The 17,155-nt window shown below is 65.4% G+C and carries 18 protein-coding genes; 11 read left to right on the forward strand and 7 right to left on the reverse strand.

The window, feature by feature from the left end:
* Positions 1-2 precede the first annotated feature (2 nt).
* Entirely contained in the window at positions 3-431 is a 429-nt protein-coding gene (locus ACIA48_RS24470) for a hypothetical protein (RefSeq protein ID WP_396737670.1), read from the forward strand.
* On the opposite strand, the gene ACIA48_RS24475 is transcribed toward ACIA48_RS24470, so the two are convergent.
* Entirely contained in the window at positions 352-1,545 is a 1,194-nt protein-coding gene (locus ACIA48_RS24475) for an acyltransferase family protein (protein WP_396737673.1), read from the reverse strand. The two genes, ACIA48_RS24470 and ACIA48_RS24475, sit on opposite strands and share 80 nt — an antisense overlap.
* An 88-nt stretch (positions 1,546-1,633) precedes the next feature.
* On the opposite strand from ACIA48_RS24475, the gene ACIA48_RS24480 reads away from it, so the two are divergent.
* The 3 genes from ACIA48_RS24480 to ACIA48_RS24490 all read left to right on the forward strand — a co-directional run bounded on the left by ACIA48_RS24480 (position 1,634) and on the right by ACIA48_RS24490 (position 4,592).
* Positions 1,634-2,962 (forward strand): S1C family serine protease, encoded by a 1,329-nt coding sequence (locus tag ACIA48_RS24480; RefSeq protein WP_396737676.1) that lies wholly within the window; start codon positions 1,634-1,636, stop codon positions 2,960-2,962.
* 72 nt (positions 2,963-3,034) lie between these two features.
* Entirely contained in the window at positions 3,035-3,586 is a 552-nt protein-coding gene (locus tag ACIA48_RS24485; RefSeq protein ID WP_396737679.1) for a VOC family protein, read from the forward strand.
* Between the two features lie 37 nt (positions 3,587-3,623).
* Positions 3,624-4,592, forward strand: a complete 969-nt coding sequence (locus ACIA48_RS24490) for a DUF2993 domain-containing protein (RefSeq protein WP_396737681.1) — start codon at positions 3,624-3,626, stop codon at positions 4,590-4,592.
* On the opposite strand, the gene ACIA48_RS24495 is transcribed toward ACIA48_RS24490, so the two are convergent.
* Positions 4,589-5,284 carry a guanylate cyclase gene (locus ACIA48_RS24495; protein WP_396738460.1) on the reverse strand — a complete coding sequence of 232 codons (696 nt, stop codon included), beginning with the start codon at positions 5,282-5,284 and terminating at the stop codon, positions 4,589-4,591. The two genes, ACIA48_RS24490 and ACIA48_RS24495, sit on opposite strands and share 4 nt — an antisense overlap.
* A 41-nt stretch (positions 5,285-5,325) precedes the next feature.
* Here ACIA48_RS24495 and ACIA48_RS24500 point away from each other — a divergent pair, with 41 nt between their 5' ends.
* Positions 5,326-5,487 (forward strand): hypothetical protein, encoded by a 162-nt coding sequence (locus tag ACIA48_RS24500; RefSeq protein ID WP_396737683.1) that lies wholly within the window; start codon positions 5,326-5,328, stop codon positions 5,485-5,487.
* Here the strand turns inward: ACIA48_RS24500 and ACIA48_RS24505 are convergent.
* The gene (locus ACIA48_RS24505) at positions 5,484-6,266 is read right to left on the reverse strand and encodes an adenylate/guanylate cyclase domain-containing protein (RefSeq protein WP_396738462.1); all 783 of its coding nucleotides are present in this window, start codon (positions 6,264-6,266) and stop codon (positions 5,484-5,486) included. The two genes, ACIA48_RS24500 and ACIA48_RS24505, sit on opposite strands and share 4 nt — an antisense overlap.
* 28 nt (positions 6,267-6,294) lie before the next feature.
* On the opposite strand from ACIA48_RS24505, the gene ACIA48_RS24510 reads away from it, so the two are divergent.
* Positions 6,295-7,251: a hypothetical protein gene (locus ACIA48_RS24510; protein ID WP_396737686.1), complete on the forward strand. Its 957-nt coding sequence runs from the start codon at positions 6,295-6,297 to the stop codon at positions 7,249-7,251.
* Here ACIA48_RS24510 and ACIA48_RS24515 read toward each other — a convergent pair.
* Genes ACIA48_RS24515 through ACIA48_RS24530 form a run of 4 tightly spaced genes read right to left on the reverse strand, consistent with a single transcriptional unit; the run spans position 7,248 to position 12,657 of the window.
* Complete coding sequence (locus ACIA48_RS24515; RefSeq protein WP_396737688.1) at positions 7,248-7,622, reverse strand: nuclear transport factor 2 family protein; 375 nt, start codon at positions 7,620-7,622, stop codon at positions 7,248-7,250. The genes ACIA48_RS24510 and ACIA48_RS24515 overlap by 4 nt on opposite strands.
* 43 nt (positions 7,623-7,665) lie before the next feature.
* A complete protein-coding gene (locus ACIA48_RS24520; protein WP_396737691.1) occupies positions 7,666-8,832 on the reverse strand; it encodes an alpha/beta hydrolase family protein in 1,167 nt (388 codons plus the stop codon).
* Between the two features lie 43 nt (positions 8,833-8,875).
* Complete coding sequence (locus ACIA48_RS24525; RefSeq protein ID WP_396737693.1) at positions 8,876-11,797, reverse strand: aminotransferase; 2,922 nt, start codon at positions 11,795-11,797, stop codon at positions 8,876-8,878.
* Positions 11,794-12,657: an alpha/beta fold hydrolase gene (locus ACIA48_RS24530; RefSeq protein WP_396737696.1), complete on the reverse strand. Its 864-nt coding sequence runs from the start codon at positions 12,655-12,657 to the stop codon at positions 11,794-11,796. The genes ACIA48_RS24525 and ACIA48_RS24530 overlap by 4 nt, the downstream gene beginning before the upstream one ends.
* Before the next feature lie 100 nt (positions 12,658-12,757).
* Here ACIA48_RS24530 and ACIA48_RS24535 point away from each other — a divergent pair, with 100 nt between their 5' ends.
* The 5 genes from ACIA48_RS24535 to ACIA48_RS24555 all read left to right on the forward strand — a co-directional run bounded on the left by ACIA48_RS24535 (position 12,758) and on the right by ACIA48_RS24555 (position 17,155).
* Positions 12,758-13,360, forward strand: a complete 603-nt coding sequence (locus tag ACIA48_RS24535; RefSeq protein WP_396737698.1) for a TetR/AcrR family transcriptional regulator — start codon at positions 12,758-12,760, stop codon at positions 13,358-13,360.
* Between the two features lie 30 nt (positions 13,361-13,390).
* A complete protein-coding gene (locus tag ACIA48_RS24540; RefSeq protein WP_396737701.1) occupies positions 13,391-13,861 on the forward strand; it encodes a VOC family protein in 471 nt (156 codons plus the stop codon).
* 192 nt (positions 13,862-14,053) lie between these two features.
* Positions 14,054-14,821: an MlaE family ABC transporter permease gene (locus ACIA48_RS24545; protein ID WP_396737704.1), complete on the forward strand. Its 768-nt coding sequence runs from the start codon at positions 14,054-14,056 to the stop codon at positions 14,819-14,821.
* Positions 14,822-14,832: 11 nt separating this feature from the next.
* Positions 14,833-15,693, forward strand: coding sequence for an ABC transporter permease (locus tag ACIA48_RS24550; protein ID WP_396738464.1), 861 nt, complete (start codon positions 14,833-14,835; stop codon positions 15,691-15,693).
* 4 nt (positions 15,694-15,697) lie between these two features.
* The gene (locus tag ACIA48_RS24555) at positions 15,698-17,155 is read left to right on the forward strand and encodes an MCE family protein (protein ID WP_396737707.1); all 1,458 of its coding nucleotides are present in this window, start codon (positions 15,698-15,700) and stop codon (positions 17,153-17,155) included.

Raw genomic sequence — 17,155 nt, forward strand, 5'->3', positions numbered from 1 at the left:
TCGTGACCATGGTTCCAAGCCGTAAGGCCCGGTTGGCCCACGCCGCCAAGCATGCTGATCTGTGGAATGCCGGCAAGAAGGATGAATGGGTCGCGTCGTGGCGCACGATCTGCCCGGGCGAGGTTCGCATGTTCGACCCGGTGGGGACCGAGGAGAAGCACGGCTTCGCCGCCGCGACATCGGACGCCTACGACATGTTCCAGTCGATCCTCAAGATAAAGATGCTCACCGTTCAGGTCAACGGCAATGAGATGGCCTGGGTCTGCGAGAACCATTTCGGCACCGAGCCGAACATTCAAATGGCCTACAGCATCGAGACATTCGCGTGGGACGACGAGGGCAACCTGCTGATCAAGACCTACTATCCGATGCCGGAATCAATTGACGCCGAGAGCGATCCTTATGCCCACCTGCTGGAGGGACAGCAGTAGCCCAGTCGGGTCGCGTCCACCGGTGCAGTAGCCAGGCTGCTGGAATCGTCATCGCCAGGGTGACCACGAAGACGACGGGCCACGATCCGGTGAAGACCGGCCAGCGCAATACCGACGCCATCACGATCTCCATTGCGATCACGTGCAGCAAGAACACCTCGTAAGAGATCTCCCCAAGCCACACGACCGGAGCTGCCTGCAGCAGTCGTTCGAACCCATGGCCCTCACTGAGCACCAACGCCGCGACGGCGGCGCATGCGACGGCTGCATAGAGGGCGACCTTCACCAGGATCTGCCACAGTGCGGCCTGACCAGTGGTGACATCGCCTGCGATCGGCGTGGACACGAGGAGATAACTGACCACCGCGACCGCACCCATGATGAGCGCCTGCACGCGCGCTCCGACTACCTGAAGCACCGCCAGTGCCATTCCGCCGACGAAGTAGATCAGATGCGCCGGCAGCCACATGCCCGCCGAGCTGGGTAGCCAGTCGGTCCCGTGCTGCAGCCAGAGCCACGCCGGTGTGACGGCGGCCAGGCAACCCAGCCCCGCTAGCAGCAGTCCCGGCCGCCAGACTCCCTTGCAGACGACTATAAGTAGGAGCCCAGCGAGTAGCGGCAGCACCGCGTAGAAGGCGAATTCGGCTGCCAGACTCCAGGTCTGGGTCAAGCCCTGATGCATGACGTAGAAGTACACCGGTTCGTAGATCTGCGTCAGGGTGAGATGCTCGAGCAGCCCCTTCCAGGTGTGTCCGGGATTGGGCCCGGCATCACGGAAGTGGTAGAGCACATACGCGATCAGCACCACGACGAGATACGCCGGCACGATGCGTCGCAGGCGGTGAATTGCGTAACGGCGCAACGACGGTGGCGGAGTTGCAGCCGCGGTCGCCCTTACCCACGGGCGGAACAGCAGGAAACCCGAAAGGACGAAGAAGATCGGGACACCGATCTCGAGACGCGCGTAGAGCGCGCCCAGATAGCCATCGGCCAATTTGCCGGTGCCGTACGCCGCGTGGGTACCGACGATCAGCAACGCGGCCACCGCGCGAAGACCGGTGAGTGACACCGTGCGATCCCCGGTGCGGGACAGGAAAAGTCGTCGACTCTCCATAGGTATCTCTCAGTTCACTCTCAGATGACGACGGCAGGCTGGTCAAATCAACTGTGCATTTTGAAGATTCAGGAGCGAGAAAGACGTCATGACCAACAACCCGCCGCGCGCCCCGCGACATCCGCACCGTCCGTCCTACGCGGATCATGCTATGGGACAAGGGCACCCGTCTGGCGTCACAACCGGTACGCACCGGTCTCCTTACGACTGGCGCTATGCTGGTCAGGCCGTTATCACGCAGCCTTATGATCCGTATCACACTGCGCGTGAGGAGATTACGGGCCCCATCCGCGTCCAGCGGAATAAGCGCTCGCACGGTCGCGCCAAGGTGATCGGCGGTGCGCTCGCTGTCGCCATGGTGAGCGGCGGGATCGGAGCCGCAGTCGTCGCGAGTCAGTCCGAGCCCGCGACCGTCTCGCACACGGCTACTGCGCCAGAGCCGACGAGCAGGCCTGCGGCGAACGTGCCCGCCGGCTCCGTGGAGGAAGTTGCTGCCAAGGTGACGCCCAGTGTGGTCAAACTGCAGATCGACACGGGCAACTCGAGTGGCGAGGGTTCCGGCATCGTCCTCACCTCGGACGGGCTTATCCTGACCAACAATCATGTGGTCGCCGAGGCCGCCGCTGCCTCGGGCTATGGCGGTGGTCGCGGCATTCGTGCCACTGTGTCGTTCTCCGACGGTCAGACCGTCCCGTTCGAGGTGGTCGGAACCGACCCGTCCGGCGATATCGCCGTCGTTCGCGCCCAAGGGGTTTCGGGCCTCACGCCGATAACGATCGGCTCGTCGGCCGATGTGCAGGTCGGCCAGAACGTCGTCGCCATCGGTTCCCCCCTCGGGCTGCAGGGAACCGTGACGACGGGGATCGTCAGCGCACTGAATCGTCCAGTCGCTGCGGGCGATGGTTCCGGTGAGGGGACGTCGGTGATCGATGCGATCCAGACCGACGCGGCGATCAACCCGGGTAACTCCGGCGGTGCCCTCGTGAACATGAACGGCGAACTGATCGGCGTGAACTCCGCGATCGCGACGCTTGGTGGCGGCGGAGGTGAATCCGGCGGCGCGCCGAACGGTTCGATCGGGCTTGGCTTCGCGATTCCCTCCGATCAGGCCAAGCGCATTGCCAACGAACTGATATCCAACGGCACAGCCAGCCACGGCTCGCTCGGTGTCCAGCTCAGCAAGGACCCATCCGCAAGTGGCGCGGCTATTGCCAAGGTCGTGGCCGGAGGTCCTGCCGCCGAGGCCGGGTTGCCCAGCGGTGCGGTGATCACCAAGGTCGACGACCGAGTGATCGACGGTCCTGAGGCGCTGGTCGCCGCAGTGCGCTCGAAGGCGCCCGGCGACACCGTCACGCTGACCTACCTCGATGAGTCCGGCGCGGCTCAGACCACCGAGGTCACGCTCGGCCAGGCGTAGGTCACCTCTGACACTTCCCAGGAGCAGTCGTAGCTACTACATTTTGTAGTAGCTACGACTGTGGGAGGTGCGATGCGGTGGCGCGGTGTCAGCCATGTCGAGTTCGCGGTGCTGGAGTACGACGAGTCGCTCAAGTTCTATGACGCCCTGTTCGGCTGGCTGGGCTATGACAGCTTCTCGTCGCTGAACATGGAGTACCAGTCGGTCTACTACTTCACGCGATACGTGAACCCGCACAGCTACATAGGCATTCAACCGGCACGCACCGGGGAGAAGCTTAAGCACAGCGACCAGGCGGTCGGCATCAACCACATCGCGTTGTGGGCCCGCAGCCGGAAAGAGGTCGATCGGTTCTATCGCGAGTTCCTGACCAACCATGACATCCACGTCACGGACGAACCGAAGGACTACCCGCAGTACTGGCCCGGCTATTACGCGGTGTTTTTCGACGACCCGATCAACGGGATTCACTGGGAACTGGCGTGGGTCCCGAAAGTGCCCAGCCCGCGCCAGGTTTGGCAGTTTTACCGCGCTCTTCGCGTCTTCACCGGGAGCCGGTCCGATCTTGCGAGAACGGTTCCGGGCGTCACGTTCCAGGCCAGGCGAAGTCTGCCGCGCCGTTGATCGCCCCAGCGGCCCCGGATACGGCACAATCGCGCACGTGACGCCGCCCCAACAACCCGGTCAGCCGGACTGGCGCGGTAGGCGCACGCCACAGCCGGACCCGGCCACTCGGCCACTCCCGCGTCCTGAGCCGCCGACAGACAAGCTTCCGAAGTCGCGTCGTTCCACGCGCACCGCGCGAATTAGACGAGCGCCGTCACCGGCCGATGTGCGGCCGACGCAGGTGATTCCACCGGTTCCGGCGGCACCACCGCCACCGTCGTTCGACGACAGCCCCTGGGATCCGCGGCCCCGTAACCGCAAGACGATCCTCCTGACCGCCGTCATCGTGCTCGCGCTGGCGGCCGGCGGGCTGGCGGGCGCTGAGCTCTACGCACGCCACCGCGCGGATTCGATTCTGGTGGAGGTCGCCGAATGCGTCGTCGAGGACGGTTCCAGCGTTTCGTTCGGGGTGAATCCGCCCTTCCTGTGGCAGTACATCACCGGCGACTACACCAATATCTCGGTCACGACTGACGGCAACCGCGTGCAAAGCGCCAACGGTATGACGGCCGAGGTCACCCTCGCCGATGTGCGGTTGCATGAATCCGGGGGCTCCAAAGGCACCATCGGATCGCTCAACGCGACGCTCAGCTGGAAGTCGGCGGGAATCAAAGACACCGTGGCCCAAAACCTGCCCGGTGTAGGCAATCTCATCACCGGAGTGCGTACCGACCCCGCCGCGGACACTGTGATCCTGGACGCCGGTGACAACACCGTGACCGCGAAGCCCGTGGTGCGGGAGGGCGACCTGAATCTGGAAGTTCTCGAGGTGACGGGCCCGTTGCCGAAGGACGCCGTGCAGGGCGCACTCGACGGGTTGACGAAGAAGCTGAACGACAACTATCCGCTGGGGATCCATGCCGACAGCGTCGACGTGACCGAATCAGGAGTCGTCGGGAAGTTCTCGAGTCACAACGCCTCGATCCCGAACGAGGCCGCCAACCCCTGCTTCGCGCGCCTCTAGCCCTCGGGCGGCGCGTCCGGTACGACGACCGAGATCTCGTCCCCGAGCCGGTATCCCGGCGTGAGCGGCAACTCTTCTCCGCTCCAGAACACTCCCGGATCGAACCAGTTGTAATTCTTTTCCGTCGACATCAATCCCATCTCCTCATAGGTGATCGCGACTGTCTCGGCGCAGTAGGCGGTCTCCAGACCGCCTTGCAGCTTCGCCTGCTTCTTTCTCTGGGTGCGCTCAGCAACCTTCTTGTGCAGGAACGGAATTCCGCGCGTGAAGTCGGCGGTGTTCACGCGGCCGCGAAACCACCTACCGGTCAGCCGGGCCGTGCTGGGAAAGGGCGTGCCATCCATGCGGGCGACCACTTTGAGCGCACGGTCCTCCTGCTCGCGGGTGGCGTACGGCGTCAGCTGACGGAACCAGCAGCGCTGGTGATAGTTGTGCACCCAACGCTCGACGACCTGGCGTGCATCGTTGAGCTGAACTCCGCGGTGATTGCCGCCGGTCCACATGTCGGTCAGTTTGTCGCCCAGTTCGGCGTGCCAGATCAGCGGCGGCAGATCCTCGATCGCGATCGTCATCCCGACGTGGTTGACCGGGCTGTTGCTCATCGTCTGAATCGCACGATCGGGCCCTGAGCTGCCCCGGAACAGCCAGAGATCGCCGGTTCGGGTCTCTTCGAGCGCCTTCGCCAGCGACACGGTGCTTGGATTCACGCCTGCAGCTTAGGCAGACTCTCGGTATGCGCGGGATATGGAAGTGGGTCGGACTGGCCGGAGTCGCCGGTGTCGTGGCGGGCGGCGCGCTGGTCGCGCGCGATCAACGTCGTCGCAACGCGTACACCCCCGAGGACATCCGCGCGCGTCTGCACCAGCGCGTCGCCGAAGCAGGCTCCGCCGACTAAGCCGCGACCGCGTAGAGCCGGTGGGTCCCGCTGAACCCCTTGAGGGAGGCGTCGCGGCCGCCGTCGAACTCGTACCCGTCAGCATTGGCGAGGGCATCGCGCACCTCCTTGCTGACCAAGACCTCACCGCCGTCGGCCTCGCCGGCCACGCGCGCGGCCATAGCGACGTTGCGCCCGAAGAAATCTTCGCCGCGCCGCACCGACTTGCCCACGTGGATACCGATTCGCACCCGAATGTTCTCGGACTCTCTGCGAAGCGACCGCTGGATGTCGAGGCTGCACCGCACCGCCTGGTCCGGCTGGGCGAACGCGACCATGAAACCGTCGCCCTGGCTCTTCACCACATGACCCGAATGCTTCGTCACATGCCTGCGGACCATCTTGTCGTGCCTGCTGATCAGCCGGACCCACGCCCGATCGCCGATGCGTTCGTTGAGTGCGGTGGACTCCTCGATATCGGAGAACAGGATCGCGACCCGCCCGTTGGGGGCCAGTCGCGCCAGGTCCGGACGCTCGACCTCGGCCCAATCGGCGAGGTCTTCGATGGAGGATCGCACCGCGGCGCCGAACCCGTCCTTGCGCAGGATGTTGGCCGTCTGCCATACCGTCTTGACGGCTTCACGACCACCGGAGAGCAGCATGTTCCTGGTGTCGACGCGGCTTCGCAGCTGTTCGAGCTCCTCGCGCTCGCGGTTGCGCTGTACGTAGAGGACGATGAGGGCGACCGCCTCCGCGGCGGCAATCGCACCGAGTACGTAGGCCGCGATCTGTGCACCCATCACCACCCAAGTATTGGATGCTTAGGCCGTGCTGTCTGCGAAGGCCCCGTATTACGAGAGTCGCTACATCAGGGCCAACCGTCCTGACCAGGCACAGGCGTTGTGGTTGCGCGAGACGCTGTTGGTGCCGACGGCCGGCGAGCCCGTCGCCGACGTCTGGGTGATGGTCTTCGACCCCGACGGGTCGGGCAATCGTGCGCTCAAGGAGCCCTACCCCATCGACGCGGCCTCTTACGAGTACCACGATTGGACTGCGCGCATCGGTGCAACCTCCCTCGACGACCGGTCCGCGCAGGGCGTCATCACCGGCAGAGACCGATCGGCACGTTGGGATATGCGGATCACCGCGGAAACGGCCGAACCGGTCAAGCTCCTCACCGAACGCGCCTACAGAGCACGAATCCCGACGGCCAAGACCACCGTGCGGCATCCGCTGGCACAGTTCAACGGACTGCTCGAACTCGACGATGCCCGCGTCGTCGTCGACGACTGGACCGGCAGCGTCAACCACAACTGGGGAACCAAACACACGCCGGCGTATGCCTTCGGTCAGGTGTGCGGGTTCGACAATGCGCCGGACTCAACTCTGGAGATCGTGACGGCCCGTGCCGCGATCGGCCGGTTCCTGACGCCGGCCGCCACGCTGTTCGTATTCCGGCATGAGGGTGAGGAATTCGCGGTGCGCTCGATCCTGAGCAGCCTGCAGACGCACGCGCGCTATGAGCCGTTCTCATGGACGTTCGGCGGCCGGATCGGTGACCACATGATCGAGGGTGAGATCACCGCCGAGGTCGACGACGTCATCGGGTTGACGTACACCGATACCGACGGCGGGCAGAAATACTGCTACAACTCGGCTATCGCGACATGCCGAATCCAGGTGGCCGGCAAGGCATTCTCGCGGGCGGAGCTTGTCGCGTCCCGACGTGCGATGTTCGAAATCCTCACCGACGCCCGCCACGACGCGGTGCCGTTGCTGGCCTAAGCGAATGCCTTTGTCACCGTGGCCATGTCGAAATAGTCCGACCACTTGACGATCTTGCCGTCGACGACCTCGAACACACCCATCACCGGTAGCGCGATCTCGCCACCGTCCTTGCGGCGCATGACGTCGGTGCGCTCGTTCATCACGATGTTCCCGTCGCTGACCTGCCGGTGCACCTGGAAGTCGATACCGTCGAACGCCGCGGTGAACCCCGCGATGAACTCCTTGATCGCCTCCGGTCCGATCACCGGATCCATCGGGACGTTGTGGTAGATGCCGTCTTCGGTGAAGTAGGAGGCCAGCTCGGCGGCATCGGGGGAGGACCACTTCTTGCAGAACTCGGTGACCAGTGCATCGGGCGTTCGTGTCATCTCTTGATGAAACCCAGTGACACAAGGTAAATCAAGACCGCGATCAGGCGCCCTCGGTGAACGCCTTACGCAGAAACGGCGTCGAGTCGGCCATCGACGCCAGCACCGTGCCGCTGTGGTCGTCCTCCGGATAGACGCGAAGCGTGACGTCCTGGTTGTTGGCGACGAGTTCGTCGTAGAACTTCAGCGTCGACTCCGGCGGCACGTCGCGGTCGAGAAGGCCGACACCGAGGAATATAGGGCGATCGAACCCGGTGGTCGGCGTACCCATGAAGTCGTGCAACGCGTCGGCCATGCCGGGAATCGAGTTCAGTGGCGCGACGAAGAAGTCCGCCACCTTGAAATTGGCGAGTTCATCGGAAAGCGCCAGGGTGCAGACGGTTTCGGCGCGGGTGGCCGCGTTCAACCCGGCGGGACTGAGCACGCGGTCGACGTTGAGATCGGGCCGTGCCTCGCGCAGCGCGGCCAGGATGTAGGCGGCGTAGGCGTTGGCGATCGGCCCCAACTCGGGCAGCATCAGGTCGGGGCCCGCCTGCAGGATCAGCCGGTCGATGTTGGCCGGGGTGCCGGTGGCGACCACGGCGCGGTAGTCGAGCCCGGTGCCCGCGCTGAACTCGGTGGCCCAGCGCGCGCTGGCGATGGCGGCACCGCCGCCTTGGGACTGACCGACGATCGCCCACTTCGGTGACAGCGGCAGCCCCATGCCCTGGGCCGCGATCACCGAGTCGACCACACCGTGAGCGGTGGTGACGCTGTTCAGGTAGCTCATCAGTCCGGGTGTCCCGAGGCCGACGTAGTCGCTGGCGACGACTGCGTAGCCCTGGCCGAGCCAGTGCGAGAGGTATTCGTTGTCGCGCGGTGTACGCGGCAGCGCGGACGGGGTGCAGTCATCGCCGAGGCCGACGGTGCCGTGCGCCCACGCGATGACTCCGAACCCGCCCTCGGGTGCCGGGCCGGGCGGCAGGAAGACCGCGCCGGTGCTGACGGCCGGCTGGTTGTGCTGGTTGACCGTGGAATAGAGCACCCGGTAGGCGGATCCCGCGCCGGTGAGAGACAACGCGGGATCAAGCGGTACCGACGCGATGGTGGTGCCCTGCGGAGGTATCGGACCCGCGAAGAAGCGCGCATCGAGCCCGGACCACACCGGTGCGACGGCGTGCGCCGGGGCCATCGGTGCCGTCGCCAAGACGAGCATCAGAAGAACAGACATCCACGACGCGGGTCGCCACCATCCCATGGCGAAAGTTAACCAGCTAGAAGCCCTCGGTCAGCACCCGATCCAGGGTGTCGACGTAGAAGTCGGCGTCCTCGACGTCGATGCACAACGGCGGCTTGGTCTTCAGAATGTTCAGATGATCGCCGGTCGGCTGGATGATCACACCGAGCTCGAGCATGCGGTCGCAGATCGCGGCGGTCTCCTCGGTCGCGGGCTCGAGAGTCTGCGCATCGCGGACCATCTCCACGCCGAGGTACAGTCCGATCCCGTGCACGGTGCCGATGATCGGATGCTTCTGCTGCAGCGCCTGCAGCCCTGATTTGAGGTGGGCGCCGACGCGAGAGGCGTTCTGCTGCAATGCCTCTTCTTCCAGTACGTCGAGCACCGTGATGCCAATCGCGCACGACATCGGGCTGCCACCGGTCGATGAGAAGAAGTAACCCTGCGAGGCGAACCTGTCCGCGACTTCGCGGCTCGTGATGACCGCACCCAGCGGATAGCCGTTGCCCGTCGACTTGGCGATCGACACAATGTCCGGCACGGCGTCCTGTTGCTGGAAGCCCCAGAACCATTCTCCGAGACGGCCATACCCGACCTGCACCTCATCGGAGATGGCCAGCCCGCCGCCCGCCCGCACCGCGGCGTACACCCGCTGCAGATAACCGTCGGGCAAGGCCATGCCGCCCGCATTGCCGTACACGCTTTCGCAGATGAATCCGGCGGGCGCGCTGCCGGCGGCGATCAGTTCCTCGATCTGCCGCACCGCTTCATCGGCGTACCGCACCGCATCGGGACCGCGATATTTGCCGCGGAAGCTGTTCGGCGACTCCACCGTGTGCACCCACTCCGGCCGGGTCGCAAGGGCATTCGGGTTGTCGGCGATCGAGGTCGATACCGCGTCGGTGCCGTACGTCCAGCCGTGATAGGCCTCCCTGACCGCGACCACATCGCGTCGGCCGGTCGCCGCTGTCGCCAGTCGGATCGCCAGATCGCTTGCCTCCGAACCGGAGTTCACCAGAAATACCGTGTCGAGTGGGTCGGGCAGCGTAGCGGCCAGCCGCTCGCTGAACTGGACCACCGCCTCGTAGTTGAATCGCGAGTTCGTGTTCAGCTTGCGCAGCTGACGGACTGCGGTCGCGGCGACGCGGGGATGCGCGTGTCCGAGCACGGTCACGTTGTTGACCATGTCGAGGTAGCAGCGGCCCCGCGTCGACAGCAGGTAGTTGCGCCATCCGCGCTCGATCTGCGGCGGCGTGCGGTAGTAGTGCTCCTGTACCTGCGCGAAGCTCGCGTCGCGTCGAGCCAGCAGGTCGGGCGTCGTCGCCACATCCCTTGAGTCCAACCCGAGCAGCGGACGTGGATCACGGGTCAGCGCAAGCCATCCCGGTGCCAACTCCGCCGTCGTGAACGGCGGCGCCGCAGGCGCACCGATCGGCCGGACGGATACCCGCGCCCACTGTTGCGCCGGTGCCTGTGCGAGCGGATCGCCGACGCGCAGGGCACCCGACGCCCCTGCGCGGACCCCGGTCAGCGTGAGTTCGTAACCGCCTCCGCGGAAGGTGAGCTCCTCCGCGGTCGCGTCGACGACCTCACCATCCCACGGGGCGAACAATTCGATATCCGACGCAGGCCACATTCCGATGCCGGTCGGCACGACCGCGGGGCTGTCCTGACTCAACTTCGACGCCCGGTTCAGTCGCGGCTGGCCGTAGTCGGTAACCACCAGTTCGGCGCCATCCGTCACGGCGGCACGCGCCTGCGCATCCTCGAGATCCGTTGTGAGCCAGCCGCCATCGTCGTACGCGTCCGACGTCGCCGACAGGTCCAGCGTCACAGCCGCAGCGCCGACGAGCGGCGTCGTGACCTCAAGGGCGGAAGGTGCCCGGCCCAACCCGAGGTCGGCCTTGATGACCTCGGTCATCACGTCCACCGGTACGGAGATCGCCTGCTCGAACATGCGCCATTCACCGTCGGACTGCTCGGTGACGTAGTCGTTGTCGGGGTCGAGAGCCGCCTGCTGTGCGCCGCTGACGATCAGCACCGCGGTGCGCAGCACCAGCAGCGGCCACAGTGCTTCCGCCTCCGTGGCAGACAGCGGCCGAATGTCGTTGAATGCCCGGATCGCCGGCAGCACCGACGTGGGGTCGCTGCCCGCATGCCCCAGCACACACGACGCCGTGATGGCCAGCTCGGCCACCGCCCAACTGTCCGCCAGGTCGCCGAAGTCGATGATCCCGTCGACGTGTACGCCGCCGGGTTTGCGCGACACCACCACGTTGGCATCGGTGAGATCCAGATGGACCGCTTGCCGCGGCAGGTCGTCGGCCAGTGACGCAATACGTGACCACGCCTGGTACGCCGCGGATTCGAGTGCACTCCGGTGCGACGCGTCGGGTACGTGCGAAATCAGTTCGGCGACAACGTCGGCGCCGTGCCGGAGATCCCACTGCAGGATCCGGTCGAGGCCGGGGTGGGTGAAGCCGGCGAGCGCCCGGCTCACCCGGCCTGCCACCTCACCGAGACCTGCCACCGCCGTCGGGGAAAGGTAGCCGGCCTGAAGCAGCGTGCCACCGGGCAGATACTGCAATAACCGTACGTACGCCGGACCACTCACCAGACCCGTTATGGTCGTGCACTTCTCGCCGGCGATATTGGGCAGGGGAACCGCGACCCGCAGACTTGGTTCGGCCGCCGCGATCAGATCGGCCGCAAGGTCCTGGGCCTGTAGCTCGGTGGCATTGAAAGCCGGGTTGGCGATCTTCAGCACTCCGGCCACGGCCCCGTCGGCGGAAACCACGGTGAAGTTGCGGTCCTGCTGGCTACCAAGGGATTTGGCGTGGGCCCGCAGTCCGTAGTGCTCACGCAGAATCTGCTCGGCCTGCTCCTCGCTCACCTGCGGTGCAGGCAACTCCGGCTCTTCGAGGAAGTTGAAACCGACGGTGCGGCGATTTGCGGTCACTTGCAGACGAACTGGACGACGGCCTCGGAGAAGGCGTCGTTGTCGTCTCCGGCGGCGGTGTGCCCGGCGTCGGACAGCTCGACGAACTCGGCGCGGGGCACCTTCTCGAGAAAGTCTTTGACGCCTTCGGAACTGACCACGTCAGAGAGTTTGCCGCGGATGAGCAGGATCGGGATCGTCGACTCGGTCACCGCCCGCTCGAGCTTTTCCACCCGGACGAACGGGTCGTCCATCGGTGCGGTGAGAAACGCTGGGTCCCAGTGCCAGTACCACCGTCCGTCACGCAGCCGCAGATTCTTCTTCAACCCCTCGGGGCTGCGCGGCTTCGTCCGGTAGGGCAGGTATGCGGCCACCGCATCGGCAGCCTCGTCCAGTGACGCGAAGCCCTCCATACCGCTCGCCATGAACTCGCGAATGCGGGCGCTTCCGTCCTTTTCGTAGCGCGGGACCACGTCGACGAGGACGAGTTTGGTGACCCGCTGCGGCCCGGCGGCCTCGGCGACCAGCATTCCGGTCATACCGCCCATGCTCGCGCCGATCAGGATCACCGGACGACCAATCTGATCGATGACCGCGAGGGTGTCGTTGCACAGCGCGTCCACCGAGTAATTCGCGTTCGGTGCGCGGTCGCTGTCACCGTGCCCACGGCTGTCCAACGCGACCACGTGCAGACCCTGATCGGCCAGGATTTGCCCGGTGCCCTTCCACGAGAACCGGTTCTGGCCGCCGCCGTGCAGCATCAGCACCGTTGGTCGATCCGCAGCGCCGCGGTTCCACTCGTCGGCGACCAGGCTGATGTCGGCGTCGGCGCCGGTAACCCGGAACTTCACCGTTTGCGGCTCGCTGCGTGTCGTACTCACCGACTTCCTCTCCGCCGACCCCCGGAGGCTCACGTTACCCAGGAAGAATTCGCGCTCAACTTCGGCCCGCGAAGTTCGCTGGGTCCATACACTTTGGTACGTGCAGCCAGGAACCGCCGAGGGCGATGACCGTGGTTGCATCATCGATGCCGCCTACACCTGCCTGTCGGAGCCGCACAGCGGCGCGATCCCGGTCGCGGCGATCCTGCAGCGCGCAGGGGTGTCGACGCGGGCGTTCTACCGCCACTTCGAGTCCAAGGACGAGCTGTTCCTGGCGATGATGCGCCAGGAGACCGACGCGTTGGCCGAGCGGTTGGATCGCATCTGCGCCGAGGCGCCCGGAGGTCCGATCGATCAGGTCAGGGCCTGGATTGCCGGCATGTTCGGACTGATACACGATGACCAGACCCGGATGCACTTTTGGGTGATCGATTCGGACGAAGTGCGCGCCGCCAAGGGATACCGGGAGGCGCGCGAGCGAGCGCACGCCGATCGCGAGCGTTCGCTGGTCGCCATCCTCCGCCGCGGTCGCCACGACGGCACGTTCCCGCTGACCGATCCTGAAGGGGACGCGATCGCAATCAGCGCGGTGATCAGCAGGGTCATGATCACTCAGCATTACGAGGACAAAGCAGGAATGCAGCAGGCGCAGAACCAGGTCCTGGATTTCGCGTTACGTGCGCTGGGCGCGGCCGGGCGATGAGTTTGGCGCGCGGCGGCAGTCGGTATTGACATGCCATCGATTACGCCCAGCTTGTGGTTCGACAACGATCTCGAGGAAGCCGCCGCGTTCTACACGGCGATCTTCCCCAACTCCTCCATCGAGGGATTCGAGCGCTACACGGAGGCCGGACCGGGCACGCCCGGCGACGTCGTCTCGGGCACGTTCGTATTGGACGGCCAGCGGTTCATCGGCATCAACGGAGGCCCGATGTTCCCGTTCTCCGAGGCGGTTTCCTTCACGATCGACTGCAAGGACCAGGAGGAAGTCGACTATTACTGGGATCGGCTGGTCGACGGCGGCCAGGAGTCGCAGTGCGGCTGGCTCAAGGACCGGTTCGGGCTGAGCTGGCAGATCGTGCCCGCTCGACTCACCGAATTGGTCGGCGACCCGGATCCGGCCCGCGCCGCCGCTGCCACGAAAGCGATGCTCGGTATGCGCAAGATCGTCGTCGCCGAGTTGGAGCAAGCTATCCGTTTTTGACGTTATTGCATCTAAATTTGCTCCCCGAAAGTAGCCTTTCGTATGGCTTTCGGCGGGCAAACACGCCTCTCACACGGTCCTGTCGCGCATCGACGATTCCGTGATGCTACGGTCACCCGCGTCCGTGTGCTCTGCTCTGATTCACAGCACATGTGCAGCTGGGGGATCTGTTCAGGCGGAAGGAAGTAGCTCGTGGTCGCTTCCGACGTGCTCGTCAAGCCGGTCCGTGCTGTCGGCGGTTTCTACGGGATGGCGCTCGACACATTCGTGGCGATGGTCAGGCCACCGTTCGCGTGGCGCGAGTTCATCACGCAGGCGTGGTTCGTCGCGCGGGTGTCGATCGTGCCGACCTTGATGTTGACGATCCCGTACACCGTGCTGTTGACGTTCACCTTCAACATCCTGCTCAGAGAATTCGGTGCGGCCGATTTCTCAGGTACCGGAGCCGCGCTCGGCACCGTGCGCCAGATCGGGCCGATCGTCACGGTCCTCGTGGTCGCCGGTGCGGGTGCCACGGCCATGTGCGCCGACCTCGGCGCCAGGACCATCCGTGAAGAACTCGACGCGCTACGCGTGATGGGCGTCGATCCGATCCAGGCGCTCGTGGTTCCGCGTGTGCTCGCCGCGACGCTGGTGTCGCTGGCGCTGTCCGCGACGGTGATCCTCGTCGGGCTCGCGGGCGCGTACTTCTTCTGCGTCTACATCCAGCACGTGTCACCGGGTGCGTTCGCGGCGGGACTGACCCTGATCATCGGCGCGCTCGACGTCACCATCGCCCTTATCAAGGCGGCGCTGTTCGGGCTTTCGGCCGGTCTCATCGCCTGCTACAAAGGCATTTCCGTGGGCGGCGGCCCGGCGGGCGTCGGCAACGCCGTCAACGAAACCGTCGTCTTCACGTTCATGGCGCTGTTCGCGATCAACGTCGTCGCTACCGCGGTGGCCGTGCGGGTGACAATGTGAGCAGCGCGGAGATGGAGCGGACCCGCCGGCCGATCGACCGGCGGTTCCCACGCTTGGCGAAGCGGCTCGACGGTTATGTCGGTGCGTGGAACAGCGTTGGCGTACAGACGAAGTTCTACGGCAAGACGCTGCGCAGCATCCCTTATGTGTTCACCCACTACCGGATCGAGCTGATGCGGATCATCGCTCAGATGGGCCTGGGCACAGGCGCTCTGGTGGTGATCGGCGGAACGGTCGCGATCGTCGGGTTCCTCACCGTGACCACCGGCGCGCTGGTGGCGGTGCAGGGGTACACCGACTTCTCCGAGATCGGTGTCGAGGCGTTGACCGGGTTCGCGTCCGCGTTCTTCAACGTTCGCCTCATCGCGCCGGCGACCACGGCGATCGCGCTCGCGGCCACCATCGGTGCCGGTGCCACGGCACAGCTGGGCGCCATGCGGATCAACGAGGAAATCGACGCGCTCGAGGTGATGGGGATTCGCAGCATCGCGTACCTCGCATCCACCCGCGTGATCGCCGGCCTCGTCGTCGTCATCCCGCTGTACTGCGTCGGCGTGCTCGCGTCATTCTGGGCTGCGCGATTCGGCACCACCGTCATCTACGGTCAGTCGACGGGCGTCTACGACCACTACTTCCGGACGTTCCTGAATCCCACGGACCTGGTGTGGTCGTTCGTCCAGAGCATCGCGATGGCCGTGGTGATCATGTTGATTCACACCTTCTACGGCTTCTCGGCGAGCGGCGGGCCCGCGGGCGTCGGCGAGGCCGTCGGACGCGCGGTGCGTACCTCGCTGATCGTCGCGGCGTTCGTGGTGATGATGATCTCGCTCGCCGTGTACGGGCAATCCGGCAACTTCAACCTGGCTGGATGACGCCATGGCTGACGTGAGGGACGACGAAGGGTTGCACCCCGGCTGGTGGACGCTGATTTTGGTGCTGTTGGTCGTCGGTGTCATCTGGCTGACGCAGGCGTTGTTCACGGGTTCGCTGAAGAAGTTCGTGCCCGTCACGCTGACGTCCGACCGGTCCGGGCTCGTGATGGAGAGCGATGCCAAGGTCAAGCTGCGTGGCGTTCAGGTCGGGCGGGTCGCCACGATCCAGGGTGGCACCGAGCCGGTGAAACTCCAGCTCGAGATCTATCCCGACCAGATCGAGCACATCCCCGCGAACGTCGAGGCGCAGATCCGCGCCACCACGGTGTTCGGCGCCAAGTTCGTCGACCTCGTCTACCCGAGCGATCCCAGCCCGGAGCGGCTGAGGGCAGGCCAGGTCCTGGTGTCTCGCAACGTGAGTGTCGAGGTCAACACGGTGTTCGAGAACGTCGTCGGCGTGCTCGACCAGATCGATCCGGCCAAGCTCAACAGTGTGCTGTCGGCCCTCGCGGAAGGCGTCCGCGGCAAGGGCGAACGGATCGGTGAGGCGACCACCGACGCCAACCAGGTTCTCCTCGCGCTCAACCCGCGCAGCGAGACCATCCGCGCCGACTGGCAGGCGCTCGAGAATTTCAGCGACACCTATAGCGTTGCGGCACAGGACATTCTCGCGACGCTCAATGCGGCGAGCACAACCAGTGAAACGGTGGTCAAACACGCGGACGCGCTGGATGCGTTGCTGCTCAGCACCATCGGGTTGTCCAACAGCGGTATCGCTCTGCTGGCACCGAATCAGGCCAACTTGATCAAGGCCATCAACGTGCTCGAGCCGACGACCAACCTGTTGTACAAGTACAACCCCTCATACACCTGCCTACTGCTGGGCGCCAAGCACCTGTTGGACCATGGCGGGTACGAAGCGCCGGGTGGTAACGGACGATCGATCGTCCTCGACGCGGGTCTGGCACTCGGCGACGATCCGTACAGCTTCCCGCGGCACCTGCCGATCATCGGCGCCAAGGGCGGTCCGGGTGGCAAGCCGGGCTGCGGATCGCTGCCCGTCGTGAAGGACAACTGGCCGGTCCGCCAGCTTGTGACGAACACCGGCTTCGGAACCGGAATCGACTGGCGCCCCAACCCTGGCATCGGTTTCCCCGGCTACGTCAACTACCTGCCGACCACGCGCGCGGTGCCGGAGCCGCCGAGCATCCGAAACCTGTTCGGTGGCCCCGCGATCGGGCCGATTCCGTATCCGGGTGCCCCGGCGTACGGCGCACCGCTGTACGCCCCGGACGGAACGCCTCTGTGGCCGGGTCTGCCACCGGCACCGCCGCCGGGAGCGCCGCGCGATCCTGGTCCGACGCCGGGATCGGAGCCGTTCGTGGTGCAGGCACCCGCGTACCAACAACCGACACCGCTGCCGCCGGTTCCGCTGCCGCACTTCGCAGCCCCGGGACCGTGA

This window comes from Mycobacterium sp. NPDC051804 (assembly GCF_044452905.1).
Classification (GTDB): domain Bacteria; phylum Actinomycetota; class Actinomycetes; order Mycobacteriales; family Mycobacteriaceae; genus Mycobacterium.